Below are 23,353 nucleotides of genomic sequence, written 5' to 3' on the forward strand. Positions count from 1 at the left end.
ATTGGCTGGCTTCAACGCGCCCGGCGGACGGTCTACACAGGGCAAACGATTGGACATCGCGTGTCGAACTATCCGCTCTCCTACAAACTGTCGTGGCTGCCGCGATTCCTGAAACCGTCGCTGGCCGGCGACGCACAGGGCTTCGCGGCGATGGCCGGGACAATCATGGATCCGGCACCGAGGCAGACGGTGCGGCTCGCCTTCGTCGGTGACATTTCGGCGGTGGCCAACCGCAGCGCGCCCGACTGTGATCCGGTGATCACGACGCTGCTTGGCGCGGCCGACCTGGTGATCGGCAATTGCGAAAGCCCGATCGTGGACAAGCCAAGCGCCGTGCTCGGCACCAGGCTCGGCACACATCACGCGATGAGCGAGCGCTTTCTCGGCGACGCGTTGGCGGCAGTCGGCATCTCGCGTGAAAGACTGGTGCTGTCGCTGGCCAACAACCATGTGCTCGACCAGGGCGTCGCCGGTTTCGATGAGACCGTGGCGGCGCTGAAGCGGCTCGGTATCGGCACTATTGGCCTCGCCGGCAACAGCCCGGTGCAGCCTGTCGAAGTCGGGCCGCTGACTGTCGGGTTCGCCGCCTTCACGCTGTGGCGCAATGCGGGCGAGGACCTGTTCGCCGGCCGCGTTTCGATGGCCGGCGATATTGCCCACCTGCGAGGTGACGGGTTCGATCTCCTCTGCGCCGTGCCGCATTGGGATTGGGAGTTCCGCCACTTTCCGCGCGCCGAAACGCGGAGACTGGCGAGGCGCCTGGCAGGGCAGGGCGTCGGGCTGATCGCCGGCCACCACGCCCATGTCGTGCAGCCGGTGGAGCGGATCGGCGATACGATTGTCGCCTATGGACTTGGCGATTTCCTCGGAACCGCCCTTATCCGCCAGCCTTGGCCGGGACGCATTGGCGGGATTCTTGTCGCCGACGTCAGCGCCGATGCGGGAACGCGGGGGTCAGTCATTTCCTACCGGATACATCCCTTTGTGCGGCTGCGCGCCGGGGATCATGAGCGGCTGGCGCCGGTGGAAGGATTGGAGGGCCGCATGCGTGACAAGGTGCAAAGGCGGTTGAGCGCTGTCTTTCCGTAACTACAGGTGGTGGACATTGGCCAAGATCGCCATGTCGGCGCTTTTCCAAGCGCTGATGATTGGCGAATGAAGAGGCGGCGCAAGCATCTGTTGAAGAGGCGCTACAGTCGATACTTCAGACAAAACCGGCTATCATGAACCGGTCCAGGCAAGCGGGGGTGGCGGTGGAAACAGCGGATTTCATGCCTGGCGACGCCGTGGTTGCCGGCATCCGGAAAAACATCGAGGCTTATGAAGCGGCGCGGGCCTCCGTGGTGCGGCAGGTACGCTGGCGGGTGCCGCTGTTGGTCGGTTTGGTGCTGGCGACGGTGGTGCTGATCGCCTGGCTGTTCAACAAGGTCGCCGATCCCAACGAGCAATGGTTCTCGACGCCGCATGTGTTCCTCTATGTCGTCGGTTTCGCAGCTTCGATCCTGCTTTATTTCCAGGCGATGAAGCCGGCGACGCGGCTGCAGCAATCATTTCGCCAAACACTGCTGCCCATCATCTTCGGCTTCATCCGCGACGTGCGCTACGCGCATGGCGGGCGGCCAAATTCCTTCGACCGGCTGCCGCGCGAGGCGGTCGGGCCGTTCAACCGGGAGTCGTTCGACGATGTCGTTTCCGGCCGCTACGAAGAGTTTTCGTTCGAGCTCTACGAAGCGGAACTGCGGGAAGGGACAGGCAAGGGCTCATCGACGGCTTTCAAAGGCGTGATCGTCGCCTTCGAAGCCATTGAACCGTTGCCGGGAATCCTGGTGGCGACGCGGCGGACCAATGCCGTCGTCGGCTTCTTCCGTGGCATGTTCGCCAGCAAGATGCAGGAACTGTCATCCGGCGTGCCGGAACTCGATGCCGCCTATGAGTTCCGCACCGACAATGCCGAGGCGGCGCAGCCATTGGTGAGCGGCCGGTTGGCGCAAGCGCTGAAATGGCTGGGCGAAACCTGGCCGGAGGAACCGGCGCGCGTGGCCCTCAACGGCAGCGACGGTTTTCTGCTCCTGCCGCAGGCGAAGAATTTCTTCGAATTGCCCGCCATTTCGGTGCCACTGGACTACCAGACCCATGTCGCGCCGATGATATCGGATATGGGCGCGATGCTGGCGACGGCAGCGCTGGTGCGCAAGATCGGCGCCAGGGACGAAGCGGCTTGATCAGCCGGCGTTCCCGTCAGCAATCGAAGCCGTACTTTTCGCGCATGTTGTCCGCCTCTTCTTTCGACATTCGCTTGAACATCACGCAGATCGTGAAGCTGCCGACCTGATGGCCGTCCCGCGTATATCCCCAGTCGGAAATGTCGTCCCTGGTGAATTCTATGTTCTGGCCGAGCACGACGTTGTGCACTGCCTCCGGCTCATTGGCCAATATGCCGACAAACCCTGTCCCGGCACGGCGGAACGGTATGACCCAGAAGTGCTCGGTGACATGCCCATCCCGCACCTTGACCTTCAACTTGAACCTACCTGTGCCGGAGGGAGGCATTTCGGACAGTGCCAGGAATTCATCGAGGCCGGCGAGCGCCTGCGCGGTCGCCGCCGCCATGTCGGGATCGCCCGGAGCGAAGATGATCCCCTTGTCGTCACCCGGATCCACGCCTTGCGCGCCGACCGATCCCGGAGCAAGCGCCAGCATCAAGGCTGCCGCAGTTCGAACCGCTGGTTTCATGGAAGGCCCCCCTTCATCGTTGCGGTCGACACAATGCTGCATCCCCATCCGGTTTGCAACCTTTGCGCGAGTCTTGTCTCTTCAGGTCCAAGGTGGCGGCGACCGTTGATGACAGACCGGGATGGTGACGCCGGTGAAGAAAGTTTCGTCCCTACAGCTTGCTCGGCACCAGGCCAGCCAGCCAGTTGGCTGACCGCTTGGCCATGTCGGCGGTCGCCGATACAGCGCGGCCAAGATCGGTCTTGACGACGGCATAGCCGTTTTTCGTACGATAGAGCACGCCGGTGCCGCCATCGACCACCTGTTCATAGGCGACCGGCCGCGCGGCGGCCGCTTCCATCGCCGTCGTCGGCGAGCCGACCGGGACCGTCGGCCTGTGGCTCAGCTCGGGCGGCAGCGTCGGTTCAACGGCGCGGCTGGCGGGCCTCAGCTCCGGGCGCGAAGCGGTCGCGGCCAGTTGCGAGGAGGACGCGGAACCTTTCGCGCGGCAGATGCCAGAGACGAGCGGATAGTTGAAATTGCGCTCGTGCAGCATCTGGCTCTTCATCGCCGCTTCGCACTCGGCGATGGTCGACCACTTGGCCGGCGTCTCGCCGATATATTCGCAAAGCTTGGCGTCGCAGTCGCAGCCGACGATGGTCATGGCGACAAGGGCGGTCTTGATCACGGTCTCGTCCCCTCGATGTGCCCCTCGGCAGCCCATTCAGGTGCATGTCGCTGTCCAAACCGGTCCCTGAGCGGAGCCCGCGGGCACGCTTTGGGCGACATGCGACAGTCCATCGCGCGCGAACAAGGCGGGATTTGGCCGCGATTGTGAAATGAGCGTGGCGTGGCGCTCGACACGGCCGTTCTCCGCGCAGCGTGGCCGAAAGGCCTCAGTAGTCGTAGACGTGCTCCAGCCTGGCGCCTGACTTGATCAGCGCCGGCAATACCAGATGCAGCCTGGGTACGGCTACGACCATGCCGGTGCGGCGTGTCGATGGATCGGCCGGCAGCGGATAGCTGAACAGGATGCGCATGCCTTCGGGGACGGCGATCGAATCCGTGGAGAGCACGGTGATCATGATCTCGTCGTTGCCGCCGATCTCGACGAATGAGACGCCCTTGTCGATCAGGCGCGGAATCATGTCGGTGAACATCTGGTAGCGCTTGGTGACGAAAACGGTGCCGTCGGGGCCGTAGTCGCGTTCGAGCAAGGTGTCGGCTTCGTTGCGCGTCGCTTCGCCGACCGGTCCCTTGGCCCAGACGTGGATGTCGAGCAAGGCCGGATCGGACGTTGCCGCGAGTGCCTGCCTGATCAGGCTGGCATAGAACTGCTTGATCGTGTCGGCGAGGCCGAAGGCAAGCTTTCGTTCGCTGGAGCGCACGGCGCTGTCGCCCGGCGCCGGCTGGACCGCGAAAAGCCCGGCGCGCTTCTCGGCATAGGGAAACTGGTACCACGGCCCCTGGTCGAGGAAGGCGGCGTATTCGGCCGCCACCTTGCCCTGGTAGATGTCAGTCGCCGTGCGCCTGCCCGCAATCGCCTCGGTGATGCGGCCGACCGTGTTTTCATAAGCCCATTGCACGGCATGCTCGATCGTGTGGCTGGTGCCGATGACGACCGGCATCTGGTGGTTGGCGTAGTTGAACTTGTAGGCGGAGCTGGCGCGGATCACCATGGCGTAGTCCTGCCAGAAGCGGCCGACATAGGCGAAATAGGGAAAGCCGCTCGGCTGGTCCTTGGCGACGAAGCCGGCATATTCGCGCGCGGCATAGACGATGGCCCATTCCGGGTAGGTGAGGAAGGTCGATTCCTCAGGTCGCTGGTAGCCGGGGATTTCGGCGCGCACCCTGGCGGCGAGCGCCGGCGGCGGTGCACCTTCGGCGATACCCGGCAACGGTGTCTTGTCCAGCGACGGCGTCGTCAGGAAACCGTAGGCCAGCCCGGCGATCGGGATCAGGACAATGATGACGATCAGCCAGAGGATCGTCCTGATGATACGCTTCATGAAGCGAAACAGGACCATGGCCGGTCAGGCCATGGCGGCGGCAAGCTTCTGGATCAATGTCATGAAGTATCCCCCTTCAGCGAACCCGCCTGCAAACGCAAACGGACTCTGACACGGCGATACTAACCGATTTTGGCGCGCGGTGAAGCGGCGCCCGCAACTTCGCCGGGAAGGCGCTTGAGCGGGAGGGAAAAAGACAGTCGGCGCCGGGATTTCTCCCAGCGCCTCCCTGTCAGACCAGGACACGGTCACGGCAGCAACTCCCCTAAAGTCGTCGCACCAAGCCGGCCTTGATTTTGACGGTCCTGCCAGTCGCCGCCCGAAGGCCGCGCCCGTTCCAGACCACGCCGGTCTCCACCCTTGCGGGCTTTGCCCTGCGGCCATCGAAGGTTTTTGCCGTCCTTCATGGCAGCATCGGTCCGCCGTCGGCGTTGGCACGCTTTCCGCGGCCCCGTAGGTCTCGGCTTCCGTCCCTCGAAGCAGGCGAGCCTGCTCTCGCTTCGGGCCGTACGGGCCTCAGGAAATCCGCCTTTCACCTTCGCCTTTCGGCTGGGCGATCGGTAGCCGCCTGAGATGGGTTAAACTTACGCCGGCCAAGGATGTTGGGGAATGCCCGCAGGCCTGTGGATAGCGGGATTATCGGGGACCATTGCCAGAAGTCTCGGAATTTCGCCCTCCAAGGCCTTGGACAGCCTGCCCTGCTTTTTCGGCACGCGAACCGAGAGCGCCTATTGCTCAGCCGACGGGCGCGGGCTTCAATGCCGGCAAAGGATCGGGCAGTGCGTGCCTGGCGCCTTGCGGGGAGGGATGCGCATTGAAGGTCGGGGTGGTGCTCAATCCGATTGCCGGCGGCGGCTGGCTGAAACGGCACTGGTCCGAGGTCGCCGCTTCGTTGAAAAATCACTTCGGCGATTTCGAACTGCGCGAAACGCAGGCCGAAGGCGATGCCGAAAGGCTGGCGCTCGACCTCGCGGCAAACGGGTTCGACCTGGTGATCGCGGCCGGTGGCGACGGCACGGCCAGCGAGGTGGCCGACGGCCTGTTGCAGGCGTCCAAGGAAAACGGCCGCGCGTCCGAACTCGGTCTGCTGCCGTGCGGCACGGGTATCGATTTCGCGCGCGGGCTCGGCCTGCCGAAGGAGGTGGACGCGACGCTGAAGCGGATCGCCGAGGCGAAGGGCAGGGCGGTCGATGCAGGGCGCATCTGCTATATCGACGACCATGGCGCGCTGGCCGCCCGGCACTTCGTCAACATTGCGAGCCTGGGGCTCTCGGGCGCTACCGATCGCGCCGTCAACGCCGACAAGCGCAAGGGCAAGGTTGCGGCCAAGACGCTGTTCCTGTGCCGCACCGTGGTCGAATTCGCCCGCTACCGGTTCCAGGATGTAACGATTTCAGTCGATGACGGCGCGCCGGTCGAGGCGCGCATGGCGCTGGTCGCGGTAGCCAATGGCAAATTCTTCGGCGGCGGCATGATGATCGCGCCGGACGCCGAACTGACCGACGGCCAATTCGACATCGTCATCCTTCGGGCTGCCAGCAAGCTGAAGCTGATCTGGGATATCCGCCTGCTCTATGGCGGCAGGCATCGCAACCATCCGGCCATCACCATCCTGCGCGGCAAGAAAGTGGTTGTCGAACCGCTCGGCGACGTGGAAAAGAACGGCGCGCTGGTCGACATCGACGGCGAGTCGCCCGGGCGCATACCAGCGACCTTCGAGATCCTGCCCGGCGCTCTGACGCTCAGATATTGAATCAAGACGTTGCGGCTTTGATTCAGGTCGCTCCGGTCCTGATTCCAGATGAGCGCTCAACCTTTTGAAACCGCTTCAAGTTTCCCGGATTCAGATTTCCAGTTTGGACGGAAAACCGGGCGCGCGCAGGTCGGCGCCGACAGCGTCCTCGAGCAATTTGACGATCTGGGTCGACCAGGCGCCGCCGCCGTAAGCCGCCTTGCCCTGCTCGAAAATCGCATTGACGCGCGATGCCAGTTCCACCGGCACACCGAAATCCCGACCCATGCCCAGCGCGAAGCCGAGGTCCTTCAGCGCCAGGTCCATGGTGAAGCCGATGTCGTAGGAGCCGTTCAGGATGAGTTGGCTTTCGGTTTCGTGGACGAAGCTGTTGCCGGAGGAGGCAACGATGGCGTGATAGGCTTGGGCGAGGTCGAGCCCGCCTTGCCTGGCCAGCATCAGCGCCTCACCGGCGGCGACGAGATGGATGAAGGCCAGCATGTTGGTGATGACCTTGATCACCGCCGCCGAGCCGATCGGGCCCATCAGGAACGACTTCGCGCACATCGCATCGATGGCAGGGCGATGACGCCCGTAAAGATCGGCATCGCCACCGACCAGCGCGGTGATTTTCCCGGCCGCCGCCAGATGCACGCCACCGGTGACCGGGCATTCCAAGGTCTCGATTACCCTGGCCGAGGCAAGGCCCGCGAGGCGCACGATCTCGTCGCGGCCATTGGTCGACATCTCAATCCAGGTGCCGCCGGCGGGGAGGCCGTTGAGCAGTCCATCAGGACCGGCGAGTACCGCCTCACTGACCCTCGGCGATGGCAGGCAGGTGATGGCATTGCCCGCCCGCTCAGCCGCCTCGGCGGGGCTGCCGGCAGCGATAGCGCCGAGCGCCACGAGGCGCTCGATAGCGGCCGGGTCGCGGTCGAACACGGTGACAGCAAAACCATTTCGGACCAGGCTGGCGGCTAGCTTGCCGCCGAGATGACCAAGGCCGATGAAGGCGTAGCGTTCGCTCACGGCATCAACGGCGTTTGCATCATCTGCAAATGCAGGTCCTTGCCGGTGTACGGATGGGCGTCGCAGACGTCTTCGTTGAGTTCGACGCCGAGGCCGGGCTCCTTTGACGGGATGACGTTGCCGTCCTGCCACTCGATCTTCTTCTTGAGCAACGTGGCGTGGAAACCGTCCCACTGCTTCAGCGATTCCAGGATCAGGAAGTTGGGCAGCGTCACCGCCAGCTGGATGTTGGCGGCGCCGACGATCGGTCCGCAATAGCAATGCGGCGCGATCTGGATGTGGTAGGCCTCGGCCATGGCGGCGATCTTCTTGGTTTCCAGAATCCCGCCGGAGCGGCCAAGATCCGGCTGCAATATGGTCGCGGCGCGGTTCTCGATGACGCGGGCGAATTCGAACTTGGTCGTCAGGCGCTCGCCGGTGGCGATCGGGATCGAGGTCGCGCGGGCAACTTGTGCCATCACTTCGGGCATGTCGGGCGGCACCGGCTCCTCGAACCACAAGGGGTCATAGGGCTCGATGGCGCGCGCCAGGCGCAGGGCGCCGGAGGCGGTGAACTGGCCGTGCGTGCCGAACAATATGTCGGCACGCGTGCCGACCGCCTCGCGGATCGCCTTGATCATGCGGGTCGAGACGTCGATGTCGAGCAGGCGCGGCTGGTGGCCGTCAAAGGCGGTGTAGGGACCGGCCGGGTCGAGCTTGACGGCATTGAAGCCCTGCTCGACATATTCGAGCGCGCAGGCCGCCGCCATTTCGGGGTCGTTGTAGACATTCCTGCCGTCCGGGGCGTCCTCGGAATGGACGCTGCCGGTATGCGGATAGAGGTAAGTGTAGGAGCGCAGCGTCTCGTGCACCTGGCCCCCGAGCAGCTTGTAGACGGGTTTGTCCGCTTCCTTGCCAATAATGTCCCAGCAGGCCATTTCCAGCGCCGAGAAGCAGCCCATGCCGGACACGTCTGGCCGCTGCGTGAAGCCGGAGGAATAGGCGCGGCGAAAGAAATTCTCGATGTCGTGCGGATCGCGGCCGACGAGATAGCGCTCGGCCATGTCCTTGACCATCCTGGCCGTGACATGGGCGGAGAAGGTGGCGTTGTAGGCCTCGCCGTAACCCACCACACCGCCATCGGTGGTAAGCTTGACGAAGATGAAATACTTGCCGCCGATGCCGGGCGGCGGATTGCCGACAACCCAGGTCTTGACGTCGGTGATCTTCATTCTTGGTCCTCCAGAACCAGTTCGGCGCCTTTCCATCCGGTCAGGATCGAGGCGGCGTTGGTGTTGCCGGTTATGTTGTCGGGAAAGATCGAGGCGTCGATCACGCGCAAGCCTTCTAACCCATGTACCTTGAGCCGCGGATCGACCACGGCGCGCGCGGGATCGGGTCCCATGCGGCAGGTCGAAACCGGATGATAGACGGTGCCGGAGCGTTTCCTGAAATCCGTGATCAGGTCGGCGTCCGAAGTGATTGATGGGCCTGGCAAAACCTCCTCCGCGATGATCTCGGCCATAGCCGGCATCGAGGCGATCTTGCGCACGAATTTCACCGCCGCCAGCATCTCCTCGACATCGGCATTGGTCGAATAGGCGTTGGCGGCGATCTTGGGATGGTCCAACGGATTGCTGGAGCGGATCATGATCTCGCCGCGGCTCGACGGGCGGCAGTTGGACAAGCCGATGGAGAAGCCAGGCCAAGGGTCCGGCGTCAGGATCGGGCGCTCGCCACTCTTCGGGATGACGGTCGAAAACGCCTGGAAATAGAGCTGCATGTTGGGGCGCGAAAAGGCCGGGTCGGTGCGGAAGAAGCCACCGCCGTGGTTCATCGACAGCGACAGCGGGCCGGAACGCGTCAGGATGTACTGCATGCCGACCATGAGCTTGCCCCACCAGGGACGCAGGATCTGGTTCAGCGTCGGCAGCCTGCCCTTGAAGGTGTAGTTGATGCCGACATGGTCCTGCAGATTGGCGCCGACATTCTCGTTGGCGTGAATGACCGGGATGCCCAGCCCGTGGAGCAGCGCCGCCGGACCGACGCCGGAGAGTTGCAGAAGCTGTGGCGAGTTGATCGAGCCGGCGGACAGGATGATTTCGCGGCCCGCGCGGGCCGTTTTCGTCTGGCCGTTCTGTAAATATTCGACCCCGACGGCACGCTTGCCTTCGAACAGGATGCGGCTTGCCAGCGCGTTGGTCTCGACACGGACGTTTGCGCGCTTCATCGCCGGGCGCAGGAAGGCGCGCGCGGCCGACATGCGGCGGCCGTTGCGGGTCGAGATCTGGTAGACGCCGACGCCTTCCTGGGCAGCGCCATTGAAATCGGAGTTGAACGGCAGTCCGGCCTGCTGGCCGGCGGCGAGGTAGCGCTTCGTCAGCGGGTGGACGGCATCAGACGTATCGCTGATGTGCAGCGGGCCACCTCTGCCACGCCATCTATCGGCCCCGGCTTCATTGTCCTCCAGCGCCTTGAAGGCCGGCAGCAGGTCGTCATAGCCCCAGCCGGGATTGCCCGCGTCGCGCCAGTCGTCGAAATCCTCGCGCGCGCCGCGGATCCACACCATGGCGTTGATCGAGCTGGACCCGCCAAGCAACTTGCCGCGCGGCCAGTGGTCGACATTGCCGCCTAGACCGGGATCCGGCTCGGTCTTGTAGTTCCAGTTGACCGTGGGATCGAAGAAGGTCTTGCCGTAGCCGAGCGGCATCTGCACGTAGAAGCGGCGATCGCTGCCGCCGGCTTCGAGCACAAGCACCGAAAAGCGGCCCGAGGCCGACAATTTATCGGCGAGCACCGAACCGGCCGAGCCGGAGCCGACGATGATGAAGTCGTAGGTCTGCATGATGGGTATGGCCGGCTCCGGAAATCTGGCCGCAGCCTAGACGGGGCGGGCTTGCCGCGTCGCTGGGCCTTCCGGCATGCGTTGTGAAAAAAGCGACCGCGATGCCGGATCCAGTTGCGGGGAACCCTTAACAATCCCGCTTGATACGCATGGGGTCGACAGCTTATGCGAGGACATCGGCCAATCTGCGCAAGGCAGGAGATCCCATGCGCGTCCTGTCGGATGCTTTCATTCCCGAACTGCCGGGTCACTACAAGGGCAAGGTCCGCGAGAATTACGACCTCCCGGACGGGAGGCGCATCATCATCGCCACAGACCGCCTCAGCGCCTTCGACACCATCCTGACCTCGATCCCGTTCAAGGGCGAGGTCCTGACGCAGACGGCGCGGTACTGGTTCGAGGAAACCGCCGATATCTGCCCGAACCATGTTCTCGAATATCCCGACCCGAATGTCGTCGTCGGCACCAGGCTCGACATCCTGCCGGTCGAGATCGTCGTGCGCGGCTATCTGGCGGGCACCACCAGCACCTCGATCCTGACCCGCTATCGTCGCGGCGAACGGGACATGTATGGCATGCGGCTGCCGGACGGCCTGCGCGACAATGAGAAGCTGGCCGAACCGATCATCACGCCGACCAGCAAGGCCGCGCATGGCGGCCATGACGAGCCGCTGTCCAGGACCGAGATCATCGAACAGGGCCTGCTCACCCAGGCGCAGTGGGACACCGTCTCGGATTACGCCTTGAACCTGTTCGCCCGCGGCCAGGCGCGTGCCGCCGAACGCGGCCTGATCCTCGCCGACACGAAATACGAATTCGGCATCGACCAAAACAGGACGATCATCCTGGCGGACGAAATCCACACGCCCGACAGCAGCCGGTACTGGATCGCCGGGAGTTACGAACAGGCCCTGGCGAACGGCACTCGGCCGGAGAGTTTCGACAAGGATTTCATCCGGTCGTGGGTGACGGCGCGCTGCGATCCCTACAGGGAGCCTATTCCGGAAATCCCGGATGAGATCGTCGAACAGGCCTCCAAAGTCTATGCGCAGGCTTACGAGGCCATCACCGGCAAGACGTTCGTCCCCGACGTTTCCGGGCATACTGTTCTCGATCGCATTCGAGCGAACCTCGAGCGCTATTTATAGAAGGCCGCGAGCCCTTGCGGGGGGACTCGAAATGAAGGTCCGAGCCGTGGATCGCGATCGTCTCGCGTTGACGCGTTGGCGCCTTGACGATACGGGATCAGGGCAGTCAATCTCTGGGGATAACTCGCATGGTGCATTACGCGGACGGGCGGCCGATCGGCGATCTGACGCTGCGCACGCTGGCCATGCCTTCGGACGCCAATGCCGCCGGCGACATTTTCGGCGGCTGGGTGATGGCGCAGATGGACCTGGCCTGCGGCATCCGCGCCGCCGAGCGCGCCAAGGGCCGCGTGGTGACGGCGGCGGTCAAGGAGATGTCCTTCGCCAAGCCGATGAAGATCGGCGACACGCTGTGCATCTACACCCATGTCGAGCGCGTCGGACGCACCTCGATCACGCTCAAGGTCGAGGCCTGGGCGCAGCGCTATCTCTCCGACCTGATGGAAAAGGTCACGCACGCCGATTTCGTCATGGTGGCGCTGGACGGCGAGGGCAAGCCGAAGGCCGTTCCAGCCGAAAACTAAAGCCTGGGACCGCTGTGAAACTGTCTTTCAGCCCTGCGGCGGCGGTGCAGGCACGAAGACAATCAGTCAATGATTGCTGAACGACTGTAGAATTTCAGCCATGCAGGCCATCGAATTTCGCACGCGCGGCCCGCACGCGCGTGGTGTTCCTGCGCGCCCATTCGCCGAGCGCGCTGACGGGGACCAGCAGTTCATGGCCGAGTTCGGTCAGCTCGTAGTCGACGCGCGGCGGAATGGTCGGGAACACGGTGCGGGTGACGAAACCGTCACGTTCCAGCCCTCGCAAGGTGGTGGTCAGCATCTTCTGCGAGATGCCGCCGACAGCCGCGCGCAGCTCATTGAAGCGCAGCGGTCCGTCGCCGAGCTTGCCGACGACGAGCACGGTCCACTTGTCGCCGACGCGCTGCAGGATTTCCGAAACGGCACGGCAGTCTTCGGTGTTGTGCGGGTTCCTCAGTAACAAAAAGGTGCCTCCTTGCGCATGAAGTTGACAGGAACTCATATAGCCCCGGTATCCAAACGATACCAGTCTTACCTGCCCAGGAATTGCTTACCAGGAGAGCCCCTATGTCCAAACCCAAGATCGCCATCATCGTCGGTTCGACACGCGCCGCGCGCTTCGCCGACGTGCCCACCCAATGGATCGCCAAGATCGCCAAATCGCATGCCGATATCGAGGTCGATGTCGTTGACCTGCGCGATTTCCCGATGCCCTTCTTCGACGAGGTCGCATCCTCCGCCTGGGTGCCATCGACCAACGAGGTGGCGCAGCGCTGGCAGAAGAAGGTCGCCGAATATGACGGCTTCATCTTCACCGCCGCCGAGTACAATCACGGCCCGACGGCCGTGCTGAAGAACGCCATCGACTACGCCGCCAATGAATGGAACAAGAAGCCGGCCGGCTTCGTCGGCTATGGCAGCGTCGGCGGTGCCCGCGCTGTCGAGCAGCTGCGCCTCCACGCGGTCGAATTGCAGATGGCGCCGGTCAAGTCGGCCGTCCATATCGCCTGGGGCGATTTCCTCGCGGTGCGCCAGGGCGAGAAGAAGCTCGAGGAGATCGAGCACCTGAACCAGGCCGCGACCGCGCTCGTCAACGACGTCGCCTGGTGGGCCAAGGCGCTCAAGACCGCGCGCCAGGCCGACGCCATAGACGAGGAAATCAAGGCGGCCTGACCGCCTCGAAATCATCCTCCCAAGGATGTGGGGCGGCGCTTGCGCCGCCCTTTTCAATTGCGAAAGGCTGCTTGCTCGTCCCGCCCTGGTCGTGGCCGGATGACGCAGTCGGCAAGGCGCTGCTTTTCGTTCAGTTCGTCGGCGTGGTGCTGGCCCCATTGGCACAGCGCCAGCAGGATGGGCTCGAGGCTGAGGCCGAGCGGCGTGGCGGAATATTCGACGCGCGACGGAACTTCGGCGAAGATTTCGCGGCTGACGAGACCGTGCTCCTCCATTTCGCGGAGCTGCTGGATCAGCACTTTCTGGGTGATGCCCGGCATCAGCGCCTTGAGTGCGGTCAGCCGCCTTGGGCCGTCGAAGAGATGGTAGAGGATGACCGCCTTCCAGCGCCCTGCGATCACTTTCAGGGCGCGCTCCGCCGGCAGCATCGGCAGTCTCTTGGTTATTCCCGCCATGGTCACCACCTGGTCAGCAGGGGACAAATGAGTGTGTAGTCGAGGTCTCGCAGATAGTGGCAAACCGCGGCCGATGCCATAGCGATCGGAGTTTGCCATGAAAGCCGCACAATTCAGCCGTTTCGGCGGCCCCGAGGTGCTGGAGACTGTCGACCTGCCGACACCGGAGCCGCAGGCCGGCGAGGTGCTGATCCGCGTTCATGCCGCCGGCATCAACTTCTTCGAGGTGCTGATGCGCGCGGATCGTTATGCGGTCACGCCGCAATTGCCGATGGTTCCCGGCGTCGAGGCGGCGGGGGTCGTGGAGGCCGTCGGGCAAGGGGCGGACGATACGCTGGTCGGGACCCGGATCGCGGCGCCTTTGTTTGCCTCGACACGCCCCTTTGGCGGCTATGCCGAGTATGTGACGATCGACGCAGGCTTGGCAGTGCCCCTGCCGGATCCGCTTTCGTTCGAGGAGGCGACGGCGTTGATGGTGCAGGGGCTGACCGCCTTTCATCTGTTGCGGCAAAGTCCGCCGGCGAACAGGACGGTTTTGGTTCCCGCCGCCGCGGGCGGGGTCGGTTCGCTGCTCGTCCAGTTGGCGAAGCGCCAAGGCGCGCGCCGGGTCATTGGGCTCGCCGGCGGCAAGGCCAAGCTCGACGTCGCCATGTCGCATGGTGCCGACATCGCCATCGATCGTCATTCCGGAGACTGGGTGGCCGAAACCAGAGACGCCGCGCAGGGTGGTCTCGATACGATCTATGACACCGTCGGCGGAGCGATGACCGGGGACTTCCTCGATATCCTGGCGCCCGGTGGCGAGCTCGTGTTTGCAGCACTTGGCCGCTATGCGCTTGGCGTTGCCCGGCTTGAGGCGATGATCGGCAGGAATCAGTCGTTGAAGGGCTTCGCGCTGCTCCCGCTGCTGTCCCCTGGAGTGCTGAGAGCGAGCCTTTCGGAGCTTTTCGATCTGGCTGCCAGCGGCGACATTGTCGTCACGACTGGCGGGCGCTTTCCGCTCGACCAAGCCGGCGAGGCGCATCGCCTGCTCGAAGAGCACCGCTCGATCGGCAAGGTCGTGCTGATGCCTTAGTGTCGGGCTGCCGGGCAATCCGCTGGGGATGGAAATAGCCTTCGGCCCAAAATCGTGCGTGTCAAACGCCGGCGACGGCGAAAAGCCAGGCGAGGATATCGAACAACAAAAGAACCAGCGCGATCTGCAATGCTACCCGAAGCCGCTGGATGATGCGCCAGTTGCTGGCCATGTCCGCCTTGATGCGAAGGGCAAGCGCGCGCTGCATGGCCGATATCTTCAGCGGCCTGTCGCCATCTACATAGTGATGGAGCAGCTCTTCCGGATCGAAGCGGAACGTGTATTTGTGATAGGGCCAAAGCAGGAAGACGATCAGTCCGCCGATGCCGAACAGCAGGGCCACTGCGATCCAATCCCAGAGCCCGAGCCCGTCGGAAAGCGCCCTTGCGCCAAGCAACGAGTTTACAAACGCGGTGGCGAAGATGAGGCTGCCCGCGCGCGCGTTCATGTTCTCGACGAGATTCTGCTGATGATTGAGGCCTCGCACTGCCTCCTGATAGATAAATGCCAGGCGAGGATCGTCGTCGGCAGGATCGCTTGCGACTGCCGTGTTGCTGCCTCCGGCGCCGGTACGTTCAGTCATGAGAATGCTCTATGCCGCATCGGTGATGCGTCACCTTAGCTCAAAATCCCTTGGCGCTAAAACGTGCCGGAGCATCAGTGGCGAGGTGAAACCACTTGGCGTCGCAGAAAAGCCGAACCAGGCGGGAAACGCCATGCACGTTTCCTGGAGTTGTTCTAGCCACCCCATGAAAGCGCGAAGCGCCGATCATTGTAGTCTTTGAGATATCGGGAGTGGATCGGCGCGGCGAGATGCCGGGATTTCTGTAGACATACGCCGAGACAGGCGGCCCGCCATCGACAGGCTCTGCTTCGATCAGCACGCGCAAATTTCCGGGCTTGCCAACGGATTCGATCCTGTCGAGGTTTGCCAAGGCGCGATCGTCCACGGCGTAGAGTTCGCCGCCGACCTGGAAGCCGACGCCTGGTTCATTGAACATCATCGGAGCGAAGCGAGGTCCAGCGATCAGCATCGGGAAGCGCTCTCGCGTCCTGTAGGCGCCCAGAAATGCGGCTTCGGACAAACCCTCGCCGTGAAGGGGAAAGCCTTTCTTCAAGGTACCAAACACGAAGAGTTTCCGCATCATGCGCGGGGAACGCCGGCCAAGCTTGGAAGTTCATCTGTTTTCATCGGCGTTCGGGGCAGCGGAAGTGAGCAGGACAGCGGATTCAGCATCGTATCTGGGCTGAGGCGTGGAGCTGTGAAGGTTGCTTTCGCGCGATGCCGGACCGATACGGGTTGGCCCTCCATATGGGCGGAGCTGCCATCTGGCTCGGCCGTTCTGCCCTGATATATCCGGCCGCGATCCATCACATGAGCAAAGCCCCGTGAAGTCATCCAGCCTGGCAGGCGTCGTTTCCCCCATGATCCCGGTGCTGGTGTGCGCGCTCGGCATCTTCCTTCTGTCGGGGATGGATGCGGCGATGAAGGTTCTGGTCATTGCCGTGGGCGTCTACAACACGGTGCTATGGCGCAGCATGCTGGCGACCGTGGTCGCGGGCGCCGGCTGGTCGGCAGGGTCGCGTTCATTTCCCGCCCTTTCCGTGTTGAGGCTGCATGCGCTGCGTGCCGTTGTTGTCGGCATTGTCTTGCTGTCGTTCTTCTGGGGGCTTGCCAAGCTGCCGCTGGCGGAGGCGATCGGCCTCAGTTTCGTGGCGCCGCTGTTTGCGCTCCTGCTGGCCGCGCTGTTGTTGGGCGAACGGATACAACGGCAGGCGATCTGGGCATCGCTGGCCGGCATTGCCGGTGTCGCAATCATAATAGCCGGGCAGTTCGGGCATGCGACCTATGCCGAGGATGCCCTGCTCGGCACGGCCGCCGTGCTGGTATCGACGGTGTTCTACGCCTACAACCTGATCCTCGCGCGGCAACAGGCGCTGCTGGCCAAGCCGATCGAAATCATGCTGTTCCAAAACCTTTGCGTTGCCGTCATCCTCGGTCTCGCGGCACCCTGGCTTGCCATTGCGCTGCCAAGCGAGCTCTGGCTTCCTCTCGCCGGGGTGACGGCGCTTTCGCTCGCCGGCCAATTCCTGATGAGCTGGGCCTACGCGCGCGCCGAAGCGCAATATCTGATCCCGACCGAATACTCCGCCTTTGTCTGGGCGATCGCGCTTGGGTGGTTCTTCTTCGACGAGGCGGTGACCTGGACCACGCTGGCGGGAGCGGGCCTCATCGTGGCCAGCTGCCTGATCGCCTCGCGCTCGAACCCGAAGCTTTCCGAACCGATCGAAGCCGCGGTTTGACGGTGTTCCCCTGCGACAAATAGCAGGCACTGCGCCGCCGGCCCGAGGCCTGTTCCCTCGCTCGATGCGCCAGCCCTCGAATTCGCCCATCGCTCCAGAGCGGCAATGTTACGGCCCGCCAGAAAGCCGGAATCGCTTTTTTGTGACCTACGCCAGGCGTGGCAGCAAGTATATCGCCGTTTTCTCGGTATAAGCGAAAATTTTATTAAAAGTTTTACTGACTTCATTACGATTTATAGACCATTTCTTGGCCTCTAGTGCTTTCGTTTCGAAAAATGTCACCCAACAGTCGATGTAATGCTGAACTGTGTGGCAAGCTCCTGGAACGACATCGTGCATGGCAACGTTGCTCCGTAAGCGGTTGCCGTTTCGAATGACCTGAACAGGCGCGAGGAAAGGATTTCCTGATGAGCACCGTCGTGAACGCCAAAGGCATCCCTCTCCCCTACACGGGCACGTCCACCCATTGGTTCTCGGCGACCGGATCCGGGCCGGAATTGCACGGCACCTCCGGCAACGACTCCTTCTGGGGGGACGCCAGCGTCAACGTCACCATCTATGGCGGCGCGGGCGACGACTACTATCACCTCTATTCCACCAACAACAAGGTGGTTGAGGATCCCGGGACTGGCATCGACACGATCGACACATGGATGAGCTACAAGCTCTCCGACAATTTCGAGAATCTCGTCGTCACCGGCAACAATCGCTATGCGTTCGGAAATGCGTTGGACAACATCATCAAGGGTGGCTCGGGCCATCAGACGCTGGATGGCGGTCAGGGCAACGACGTGCTGATCGGCGGCAGCGGCGCCGACACTTTCATCATCACCAAGGGCAATGGAAGCGACCTGATCACCGATTTCGGCGCGGACGACACGGTCCGCCTCAATGGCTACGACTTCATGTCTTTCGACGACGTCAAGGCACATATGACCCAGGCAGGATCGAACCTTCTGCTGAACCTCGGATCCGACGAGGTGCTGGTCTTCAACAACACGACGGTGGACAAGCTGGCGCCCAGCCAGTTCGAACTGCCGATCGACAAGTCCGGAATGACGCTGTCCTTTTCCGACGACTTCAACACGCTCAGCCTTTGGAACGGCCATGATGGCACCTGGAATTCCAACTTCTGGTGGGGAGCGCCGAACGGAAGCACGTTGAGCAGCAATGGGGAGCTGCAATGGTACATCGACGCCAATTACGGCCCGACCAGCTCAGTCCACCCGTTCAGCGTGGAAAACGGGGTGCTCACCATCACTGCGGCGCAAGCGCCCGAAGACATCAAGCCACTGATCAACAATTACGAATACACCTCGGGCATCCTGACGACCCACGAAAGCTTCTCGCAGACCTACGGCTATTTCGAAATGCGGGCGGACCTGCCCGAAACGGCCGGAGCCTGGCCGGCCTTCTGGCTGCTGCCGGAAGACGGCTCGTGGCCGCCGGAACTGGACGTCCTGGAAGCGCGCGGGCAGGATCCGAACACGCTCATCATGACGGCGCACACGAACGAGACGGGACAGCACACCAAGGTCTCTTCCTCGGTGAATGTTTCGGACACCGACGGCTTCCATACCTATGGCCTGCTGTGGACACCGGATACGCTCGTCTGGACCTATGACGGCGTAAAGGTCGCCGAAGCCGCGACGCCGTCCGACATGCACACGCCCATGTACATGCTGGCCGATCTAGCCGTCGGCGGTTTTGCCGGCGCGCCTCCCGACCATCTCGCCACGCCGGCGGAGATGAAGATCGACTATATCCGCGCCTATACGCTGGATGACCTGCAGCACCACCCCCTGGACGTTGCGGGCGACCACTCGGTCTGAGCGCCGATGTCTCGGGACATGAGCCGCCAAGGGAGCGCGGGAACGATGGGACAGTCAGGTCTGCGGGCGGTCTTGTGGCGCGCCATCGCCGATGTCGGCGTTTTCTCGTTGCTGATCAACGTCCTGCTGCTGGTGATCCCGCTCTATCTGTTGCAGGTGTATGATCGGGTCCTGCCTTCCTCCAATGTCGAGACGCTTGTCTACCTGTCGGTCATCGCGGTTCTCGCGCTGGTCTTTCTGGGCTTTCTGGACGCGGTGCGCTCCATTTACACGCAGCGCGTCGCGGCCAGCATCGACAGCAAGCTCGGGGCGGAGACGTTCGCCGCTTCGCTTGGCGCCGACCACGCCTCCGCAGGCCTGTCGCCATTGCGTGATCTCGCCTCGGTATGCGCCTTCATCAGGTCGCGCGGCGTGGCGGTCCTGTTCGACCTGCCGTTTGCTCCGTTCTTCCTCGGACTGCTCTACCTGATCCATCCCGTGCTGTTCTGGCTCACCCTGGCTGGCGTGGCGATGCTGCTTGCACTGGTCCTGGCAACCCAGCTTGCCATCGGCAGGAACGACGCCTTGTTTTCACGACGTTCGGCGGTCGCCAGCCAGTCGGAGCAGGCCTTTGCCCGCGACGCCGAGACGCTGCGCGCCATGGGCATGGTCCAGAACGCCGCGCGGGCGTGGGGAAAGCACGTCGCCGAAGCGCTGATCGTTCACGACCGCGCGTCGACGGCTAATGCGATCTTCAGCGGAACGTCGCGGGCGGTGCGGATGATGCTGCAGCTGGCGATACTGGGCGTGGGTGCGTGGCTGGTCCTGCAAGGCAAGATGACGGCCGGGATGATCTTCGCGTCTTCCCTGGTATCGTCGCGCGCGCTGCAGCCGCTCGACCAACTGATCGGCTCGTGGCGGCAGATCGTCGACGCCAGACGATCGTGGAAACGGCTGGAGGCAACCCTTTCGGCACGTCCGTCCGCGGTGCAAAAACTGGCCTTGCCTGATCCGTCAGGCGCGATTTCGGCGCAGGATCTGATCTACGTCGCGCCGAATACGCCCGGCGGTCCGCCCATCGTCAAGAGGCTGAATTTCCACATCGGGGCCTGCGAGGCGGTGGCGATCGTCGGCCCGAGCGGAGCCGGCAAATCGACGCTCGCCAGATTGCTTGTCGGTGCGCTCCAACCGGTCAGCGGCTCGGTCAGGATCGACGGTGCCGATCTCAGGACCTGGGACGAAAAGCAGCTTGGAAGGCATATCGGCTATCTCGCGCAGGAGGTGGAACTGTTCCCGGGATCGATCGCGGAGAACGTCGGCCGCTTCGACCCCGACGCGGATGACGCCTCGATCGTCGAGGCGGCAAAGCGTGCCCAGGCCCATGAACTGATTTTGACGCAGCGCGACGGCTACCAGACGATGATCGGTCTCTCTGACAGGGCGCTGTCGGGCGGCGAGCGCCAAAGGATCGGGCTGGCGCGCGCCCTGTACGGCAACCCCAGAATTCTCGTCCTGGACGAGCCCAACGCTCATCTCGACGGCGCCGGCGAGGCGGCGCTCGAAGCGGTGCTCTCGGCTGCGCGCGCGGCAGGGACTACCTTGATCGTGATCACGCACCGCCCTTCGATCGCGGCGGCCTGCGACCGCGTGATGCTGCTGCGCGACGGCGTGATCGAAGCCTTCGGCCCGAGCGGCGATTTGCTGCGACAGCCGCTCGCCGGCAATTCTCCCCAGCAGAATACGGTGGTGACGGGGTCGTTCGCCACGACGATCCGCAGTGCCCCGCAAAAAACCCGCTTTGGATCGTAGATGATGGCAGTGCACAGCCTCGCCGGGGAACGCAGCCCGCGCACCGACACAGGGCGCGTGGCATTGGCCGGCTATGCGGCGATAGCGATATTTGCAGGTTGCTTCGGTTATTGGGCGGCCTATGCCCCCTTGTCCGGTGCGGTGATCACGCAAGGCACGATCTCGGCGATGGGCGGGAACATCCTCATCCAGCACCCCGAGGGCGGCATCGTCCAAGAGTTGCTGGTCCACGAAGGCGATCGCGTGCGGCAGGCGCAGGATCTGATCGTGCTGGATCCAACCGCCGCGCAGGCCGAGCTCAACCGGCTGACGAGGCAGTCGATCGCGCTCAGGGCAAGTGCGGCGCGGCTAGAGGCGGAGCGGGACGGGCTGGACAGGCTGGCGCCGATCACAACAGCGGCGCCGGCGCCGCTTCAGCACGATTTCGAAATGCTGGTTCGCGAACAGCAGAAGGAATTCGACGCCAGGCTCGCCCGGTTCCGGTCGGAACGATCCATCCTCGCGCAGCGGGTCGCCATGCATCGCCAGTCCGTGGTGGGATTGAACGCCCAGAAACAAGCCATCCAGCAGCAGGTAGACGTGGTGAAAAAGGAGCTCGGCATCAAGACCAGCCTTTTGGACAAAGGCCTGACCAACCGCACCGAATACTCCCAGCTTCTGCGCAGCGAAGCCGACCTCGTCGGCCAGGCGGGAGCGCTGGAGGCCAGTCTTGCATCGGCCAGCACCCAGATCGTCGAGGCGCAGGAGCAGACCGAGCGCTTGACCACGCAACGGGTGGAGGAGGCGCTGACGAAGTTGGACGAGGTTCGCTCCAACCTGGCCGACGTCGAGGAACAGATCAGGGCGGCCGCGGCGGTGCTGCGGCGCACGACAATCAAGGCGCCGGCAGCGGGCATCGTGGTGTCGTCGACCTACAATTCCAAGGGCAGCGTAGTTGCCCCGGGCGAAAAGATCATGGAGATCCTGCCGACGGCATCGGGATTGGTCGTCGACGCGAAGCTGCGGCCGAAGGACATCGATCAGGTGCGCGTCGGCCAGCCGGCGAAACTGCGATTGTCCGCCTTGAACACGCGGCTCACGCCCGAGGTTCCAGCCACCGTGACACAGGTTTCCGCGGATCGGCTGATCGACGAGGCTACGCGTGAACCCTATTTCCGGGCGAAGCTGAAGATCGACGCCCTGCCATCCCGCGTGAAGCCCGAACAGCTCTATCCCGGGACGCCGGTCGAGGCGTTCATCAGCACTGGCGACCGGACTTTCCTGGAATATCTCGCGCGGCCGATGCTCGATTCGTTCGCCCGCGCCTTCACGGAGCAGTAGGCGCGGACCGGTAGATCGATCGGCCGATGCCCATGGCCGCTCTTGGCCCGAGGCAACGTTGGAAAAGTCAGCGCACCACTTCGCGGTGGCCGCTGGGCAGGCGCGTGGCGATCAGCTTGTCGATGCGGCGGCCGTCGAGATCGACCACCTCGAAGCGCCACCCTTGCGCGTCGACGCATTCGCCGGTCGCCGGCAGATGGTGCATGTGTGACAGCACATAGCCGGCGACGGTCTCGTAGTCGCGGTTTTCCGGCAGGTCGATGCCCAGCACCTCGGCCATCTCGTCGGCCTGCATATAGCCGGCAAGCAGCCATGAGCCGTCGTCGCGCTTGACGGCATTCTCCTCCTCGCCGGCTTCGAGGTCGGAACGGAAGACACCGGTGATGGCCTCCAGGATGTCGGCGGGGGTGACGATGCCTTCGAAATGGCCGTATTCGTCGTGCACCAGCGCCATCGGCACGTCGGATTCCTTCAGCGTCTGCAGCACGTCGAGCGCGTCGGCCTGATCGTGCACGATGGGCGCGGTGCGCACGTGCCGACGCGGGTCGAGCGCGCGGCCGCCCAGCAATGCCGCCAGCACATCACGTGTCTGGACGACACCGATCATGGCGTCGACGCCGCCGTCGCCGGCGGGCAAGCGCGAATGCTGCGTATCCATCAGGAGCTTGCGGATGGTGGCATCGTCGGACTGGAGGTTCATCCAGTCGACCTCGGTGCGCGGCGTCATGACGGCGCGCACGGCGCGGTCGCCAAGCCGCATGACGCCGGCGATCATGCGGCGCTCGTCGGATTCGATGGTGCCGTGATGCTCGGCCTCGGCGACCAGCATCTTGATCTCCTCGTCGGTGACCTTCTCCTCGCTTTCGCCGCGCTGGCCGAGCAACCAAAGCACGGCCCGGCCCGAAATATCGAGCAGGAAGACCAGCGGCGCCGAGACGGTGGCGAGGACGGTCATGGCCGGGGCAGCCCGCACGGCGACCCGCTCGGGATCGCGCAGTGCGATCTGCTTGGGCACGAGCTCACCGATGATCAGCGAGGCATAGGTGATGATGGCCACGACGATGCCGACGCCGAGCGGATCGGCGATGTTTTCGCGGATGCCGTTCGAGGCCAGGAACTGCGCCAGCCTTTCGCCGAGCGTGGCGCCGGAAAAGGCGCCGGACAGCACGCCGACCAGGGTGATGCCGATCTGCACCGAGGACAGGAACTTGCCGGGGTTGGAGCCAAGCGCAAGCGCCCGGCCGGCGCCCTTGACCTCGCGATCGATCATTGCCTTGAGGCGGGCCGGCCGCGACGAGACGATGGCAAGCTCGGACATTGCCAGAAGGCCGTTCACGCAGATGAGGACGACCACGGTGGCGATTTCAACATATAGCATCAGGGGTCAATAGCATTGCCGTGCTGGATTGGAAAATAGTCAGCAGCCGT

General features: G+C 63.6%; 22 protein-coding genes. 11 read left to right on the forward strand and 11 right to left on the reverse strand.

Annotated elements, in window-relative coordinates; genetic code table 11:
• Window positions 1–60 precede the first annotated feature (60 nt).
• On the forward strand, window positions 61–1,089 hold the full coding sequence (locus FJ490_RS18655; protein ID WP_140728556.1) for a CapA family protein: 1,029 nt from the start codon (window positions 61–63) through the stop codon (window positions 1,087–1,089).
• 182 nt (window positions 1,090–1,271) lie between these two features.
• A complete protein-coding gene (locus FJ490_RS18660; protein WP_181165215.1) occupies window positions 1,272–2,222 on the forward strand; it encodes a DUF3137 domain-containing protein in 951 nt (316 codons plus the stop codon).
• Window positions 2,223–2,238: 16 nt separating this feature from the next.
• On the opposite strand, the gene FJ490_RS18665 is transcribed toward FJ490_RS18660, so the two are convergent.
• From FJ490_RS18665 to FJ490_RS18675, 3 genes are all read right to left on the reverse strand, one after another.
• A complete protein-coding gene (locus FJ490_RS18665; protein WP_140495986.1) occupies window positions 2,239–2,733 on the reverse strand; it encodes a DUF2314 domain-containing protein in 495 nt (164 codons plus the stop codon).
• Between the two features lie 151 nt (window positions 2,734–2,884).
• A complete protein-coding gene (locus FJ490_RS18670) occupies window positions 2,885–3,400 on the reverse strand; it encodes a hypothetical protein (protein WP_140495985.1) in 516 nt (171 codons plus the stop codon).
• 208 nt (window positions 3,401–3,608) lie between these two features.
• Window positions 3,609–4,739, reverse strand: coding sequence for a hypothetical protein (locus FJ490_RS18675; RefSeq protein WP_140728557.1), 1,131 nt, complete (start codon window positions 4,737–4,739; stop codon window positions 3,609–3,611).
• A 796-nt stretch (window positions 4,740–5,535) separates the two neighbouring features.
• Here FJ490_RS18675 and FJ490_RS18680 point away from each other — a divergent pair.
• Window positions 5,536–6,474: a diacylglycerol kinase family protein gene (locus FJ490_RS18680; protein WP_140728558.1), complete on the forward strand. Its 939-nt coding sequence runs from the start codon at window positions 5,536–5,538 to the stop codon at window positions 6,472–6,474.
• A 90-nt stretch (window positions 6,475–6,564) separates the two neighbouring features.
• Here FJ490_RS18680 and FJ490_RS18685 read toward each other — a convergent pair whose 3' ends face one another.
• Genes FJ490_RS18685 through FJ490_RS18695 form a run of 3 tightly spaced genes read right to left on the reverse strand, consistent with a single transcriptional unit; the run spans window position 6,565 to window position 10,306 of the window.
• Window positions 6,565–7,482, reverse strand: a complete 918-nt coding sequence (locus tag FJ490_RS18685; RefSeq protein ID WP_140728559.1) for an NAD(P)-dependent oxidoreductase — start codon at window positions 7,480–7,482, stop codon at window positions 6,565–6,567.
• Window positions 7,479–8,693 (reverse strand): mandelate racemase/muconate lactonizing enzyme family protein, encoded by a 1,215-nt coding sequence (locus FJ490_RS18690; RefSeq protein WP_140728560.1) that lies wholly within the window; start codon window positions 8,691–8,693, stop codon window positions 7,479–7,481. The genes FJ490_RS18685 and FJ490_RS18690 overlap by 4 nt, the downstream gene beginning before the upstream one ends.
• Entirely contained in the window at window positions 8,690–10,306 is a 1,617-nt protein-coding gene (locus FJ490_RS18695; protein ID WP_140728561.1) for a GMC family oxidoreductase N-terminal domain-containing protein, read from the reverse strand. The genes FJ490_RS18690 and FJ490_RS18695 overlap by 4 nt, the downstream gene beginning before the upstream one ends.
• A 206-nt stretch (window positions 10,307–10,512) precedes the next feature.
• Here FJ490_RS18695 and FJ490_RS18700 point away from each other — a divergent pair, with 206 nt between their 5' ends.
• Together FJ490_RS18700 and FJ490_RS18705 are read left to right on the forward strand one after the other, a co-directional pair.
• Window positions 10,513–11,454, forward strand: coding sequence for a phosphoribosylaminoimidazolesuccinocarboxamide synthase (locus tag FJ490_RS18700; protein WP_140560631.1), 942 nt, complete (start codon window positions 10,513–10,515; stop codon window positions 11,452–11,454).
• A 128-nt stretch (window positions 11,455–11,582) separates the two neighbouring features.
• On the forward strand, window positions 11,583–11,978 hold the full coding sequence (locus FJ490_RS18705; protein ID WP_140560632.1) for an acyl-CoA thioesterase: 396 nt from the start codon (window positions 11,583–11,585) through the stop codon (window positions 11,976–11,978).
• Window positions 11,979–12,072: 94 nt separating this feature from the next.
• Here FJ490_RS18705 and FJ490_RS18710 read toward each other — a convergent pair whose 3' ends face one another.
• Complete coding sequence (locus FJ490_RS18710; RefSeq protein WP_181165214.1) at window positions 12,073–12,441, reverse strand: helix-turn-helix domain-containing protein; 369 nt, start codon at window positions 12,439–12,441, stop codon at window positions 12,073–12,075.
• Window positions 12,442–12,545: 104 nt separating this feature from the next.
• Here FJ490_RS18710 and FJ490_RS18715 point away from each other — a divergent pair, with 104 nt between their 5' ends.
• Complete coding sequence (locus FJ490_RS18715; protein WP_140495977.1) at window positions 12,546–13,151, forward strand: NADPH-dependent FMN reductase; 606 nt, start codon at window positions 12,546–12,548, stop codon at window positions 13,149–13,151.
• Window positions 13,152–13,204: 53 nt separating this feature from the next.
• Here FJ490_RS18715 and FJ490_RS18720 read toward each other — a convergent pair whose 3' ends face one another.
• A complete protein-coding gene (locus tag FJ490_RS18720) occupies window positions 13,205–13,606 on the reverse strand; it encodes a helix-turn-helix domain-containing protein (protein ID WP_140728562.1) in 402 nt (133 codons plus the stop codon).
• Window positions 13,607–13,703: 97 nt separating this feature from the next.
• Between FJ490_RS18720 and FJ490_RS18725 the strand changes: the two genes are divergently transcribed.
• Window positions 13,704–14,681, forward strand: a complete 978-nt coding sequence (locus tag FJ490_RS18725) for a zinc-binding dehydrogenase (protein WP_140728563.1) — start codon at window positions 13,704–13,706, stop codon at window positions 14,679–14,681.
• 61 nt (window positions 14,682–14,742) lie between these two features.
• Here the strand turns inward: FJ490_RS18725 and FJ490_RS18730 are convergent, their stop codons facing one another.
• Entirely contained in the window at window positions 14,743–15,264 is a 522-nt protein-coding gene (locus tag FJ490_RS18730; protein WP_181165213.1) for a hypothetical protein, read from the reverse strand.
• Between the two features lie 40 nt (window positions 15,265–15,304).
• Window positions 15,305–15,829, reverse strand: a complete 525-nt coding sequence (locus tag FJ490_RS18735) for a gamma-glutamylcyclotransferase family protein (protein ID WP_246672626.1) — start codon at window positions 15,827–15,829, stop codon at window positions 15,305–15,307.
• 277 nt (window positions 15,830–16,106) lie between these two features.
• Here FJ490_RS18735 and FJ490_RS18740 point away from each other — a divergent pair, with 277 nt between their 5' ends.
• The 4 genes from FJ490_RS18740 to FJ490_RS18755 all read left to right on the forward strand — a co-directional run bounded on the left by FJ490_RS18740 (window position 16,107) and on the right by FJ490_RS18755 (window position 21,925).
• Entirely contained in the window at window positions 16,107–16,985 is an 879-nt protein-coding gene (locus FJ490_RS18740; protein ID WP_140728652.1) for a DMT family transporter, read from the forward strand.
• 407 nt (window positions 16,986–17,392) lie between these two features.
• Window positions 17,393–18,817 carry a family 16 glycosylhydrolase gene (locus tag FJ490_RS18745; RefSeq protein ID WP_140728564.1) on the forward strand — a complete coding sequence of 475 codons (1,425 nt, stop codon included), beginning with the start codon at window positions 17,393–17,395 and terminating at the stop codon, window positions 18,815–18,817.
• A 45-nt stretch (window positions 18,818–18,862) separates the two neighbouring features.
• On the forward strand, window positions 18,863–20,605 hold the full coding sequence (locus FJ490_RS18750; protein ID WP_140556043.1) for a type I secretion system permease/ATPase: 1,743 nt from the start codon (window positions 18,863–18,865) through the stop codon (window positions 20,603–20,605).
• Window positions 20,606–20,608: 3 nt separating this feature from the next.
• Window positions 20,609–21,925, forward strand: coding sequence for an HlyD family type I secretion periplasmic adaptor subunit (locus FJ490_RS18755; protein WP_140556041.1), 1,317 nt, complete (start codon window positions 20,609–20,611; stop codon window positions 21,923–21,925).
• Between the two features lie 67 nt (window positions 21,926–21,992).
• Here the strand turns inward: FJ490_RS18755 and FJ490_RS18760 are convergent, their stop codons facing one another.
• Window positions 21,993–23,303, reverse strand: a complete 1,311-nt coding sequence (locus FJ490_RS18760) for a hemolysin family protein (protein ID WP_140649739.1) — start codon at window positions 23,301–23,303, stop codon at window positions 21,993–21,995.
• Window positions 23,304–23,353: the final 50 nt, after the last annotated feature.

The organism is Mesorhizobium sp. B2-5-11, from assembly GCF_006440835.1.
In the GTDB taxonomy this organism is placed as follows: Bacteria; Pseudomonadota; Alphaproteobacteria; order Rhizobiales; family Rhizobiaceae; genus Mesorhizobium.

What these genes read in the sequence shown, in the direction of transcription:
- FJ490_RS18700 (WP_140560631.1), top strand. Translation starts at nt 10,513, where the DNA reads ATGCGCGTCCTGTCGGATGCTTTCATTCCCGAACTGCCGGGTCACTAC.
- FJ490_RS18675 (WP_140728557.1), bottom strand. Translation starts at nt 4,739, where the DNA reads ATGGTCCTGTTTCGCTTCATGAAGCGTATCATCAGGACGATCCTCTGG.
- FJ490_RS18725 (WP_140728563.1), top strand. Translation starts at nt 13,704, where the DNA reads ATGAAAGCCGCACAATTCAGCCGTTTCGGCGGCCCCGAGGTGCTGGAG.
- FJ490_RS18690 (WP_140728560.1), bottom strand. Translation starts at nt 8,693, where the DNA reads ATGAAGATCACCGACGTCAAGACCTGGGTTGTCGGCAATCCGCCGCCC.
- FJ490_RS18735 (WP_246672626.1), bottom strand. Translation starts at nt 15,829, where the DNA reads ATGATGCGGAAACTCTTCGTGTTTGGTACCTTGAAGAAAGGCTTTCCC.
- FJ490_RS18720 (WP_140728562.1), bottom strand. Translation starts at nt 13,606, where the DNA reads ATGGCGGGAATAACCAAGAGACTGCCGATGCTGCCGGCGGAGCGCGCC.
- FJ490_RS18745 (WP_140728564.1), top strand. Translation starts at nt 17,393, where the DNA reads ATGAGCACCGTCGTGAACGCCAAAGGCATCCCTCTCCCCTACACGGGC.
- FJ490_RS18660 (WP_181165215.1), top strand. Translation starts at nt 1,272, where the DNA reads ATGCCTGGCGACGCCGTGGTTGCCGGCATCCGGAAAAACATCGAGGCT.
- FJ490_RS18715 (WP_140495977.1), top strand. Translation starts at nt 12,546, where the DNA reads ATGTCCAAACCCAAGATCGCCATCATCGTCGGTTCGACACGCGCCGCG.
- FJ490_RS18705 (WP_140560632.1), top strand. Translation starts at nt 11,583, where the DNA reads ATGGTGCATTACGCGGACGGGCGGCCGATCGGCGATCTGACGCTGCGC.
- FJ490_RS18750 (WP_140556043.1), top strand. Translation starts at nt 18,863, where the DNA reads ATGGGACAGTCAGGTCTGCGGGCGGTCTTGTGGCGCGCCATCGCCGAT.
- FJ490_RS18695 (WP_140728561.1), bottom strand. Translation starts at nt 10,306, where the DNA reads ATGCAGACCTACGACTTCATCATCGTCGGCTCCGGCTCGGCCGGTTCG.
- FJ490_RS18665 (WP_140495986.1), bottom strand. Translation starts at nt 2,733, where the DNA reads ATGAAACCAGCGGTTCGAACTGCGGCAGCCTTGATGCTGGCGCTTGCT.
- FJ490_RS18740 (WP_140728652.1), top strand. Translation starts at nt 16,107, where the DNA reads ATGATCCCGGTGCTGGTGTGCGCGCTCGGCATCTTCCTTCTGTCGGGG.
- FJ490_RS18730 (WP_181165213.1), bottom strand. Translation starts at nt 15,264, where the DNA reads ATGACTGAACGTACCGGCGCCGGAGGCAGCAACACGGCAGTCGCAAGC.
- FJ490_RS18760 (WP_140649739.1), bottom strand. Translation starts at nt 23,303, where the DNA reads ATGCTATATGTTGAAATCGCCACCGTGGTCGTCCTCATCTGCGTGAAC.
- FJ490_RS18755 (WP_140556041.1), top strand. Translation starts at nt 20,609, where the DNA reads ATGGCAGTGCACAGCCTCGCCGGGGAACGCAGCCCGCGCACCGACACA.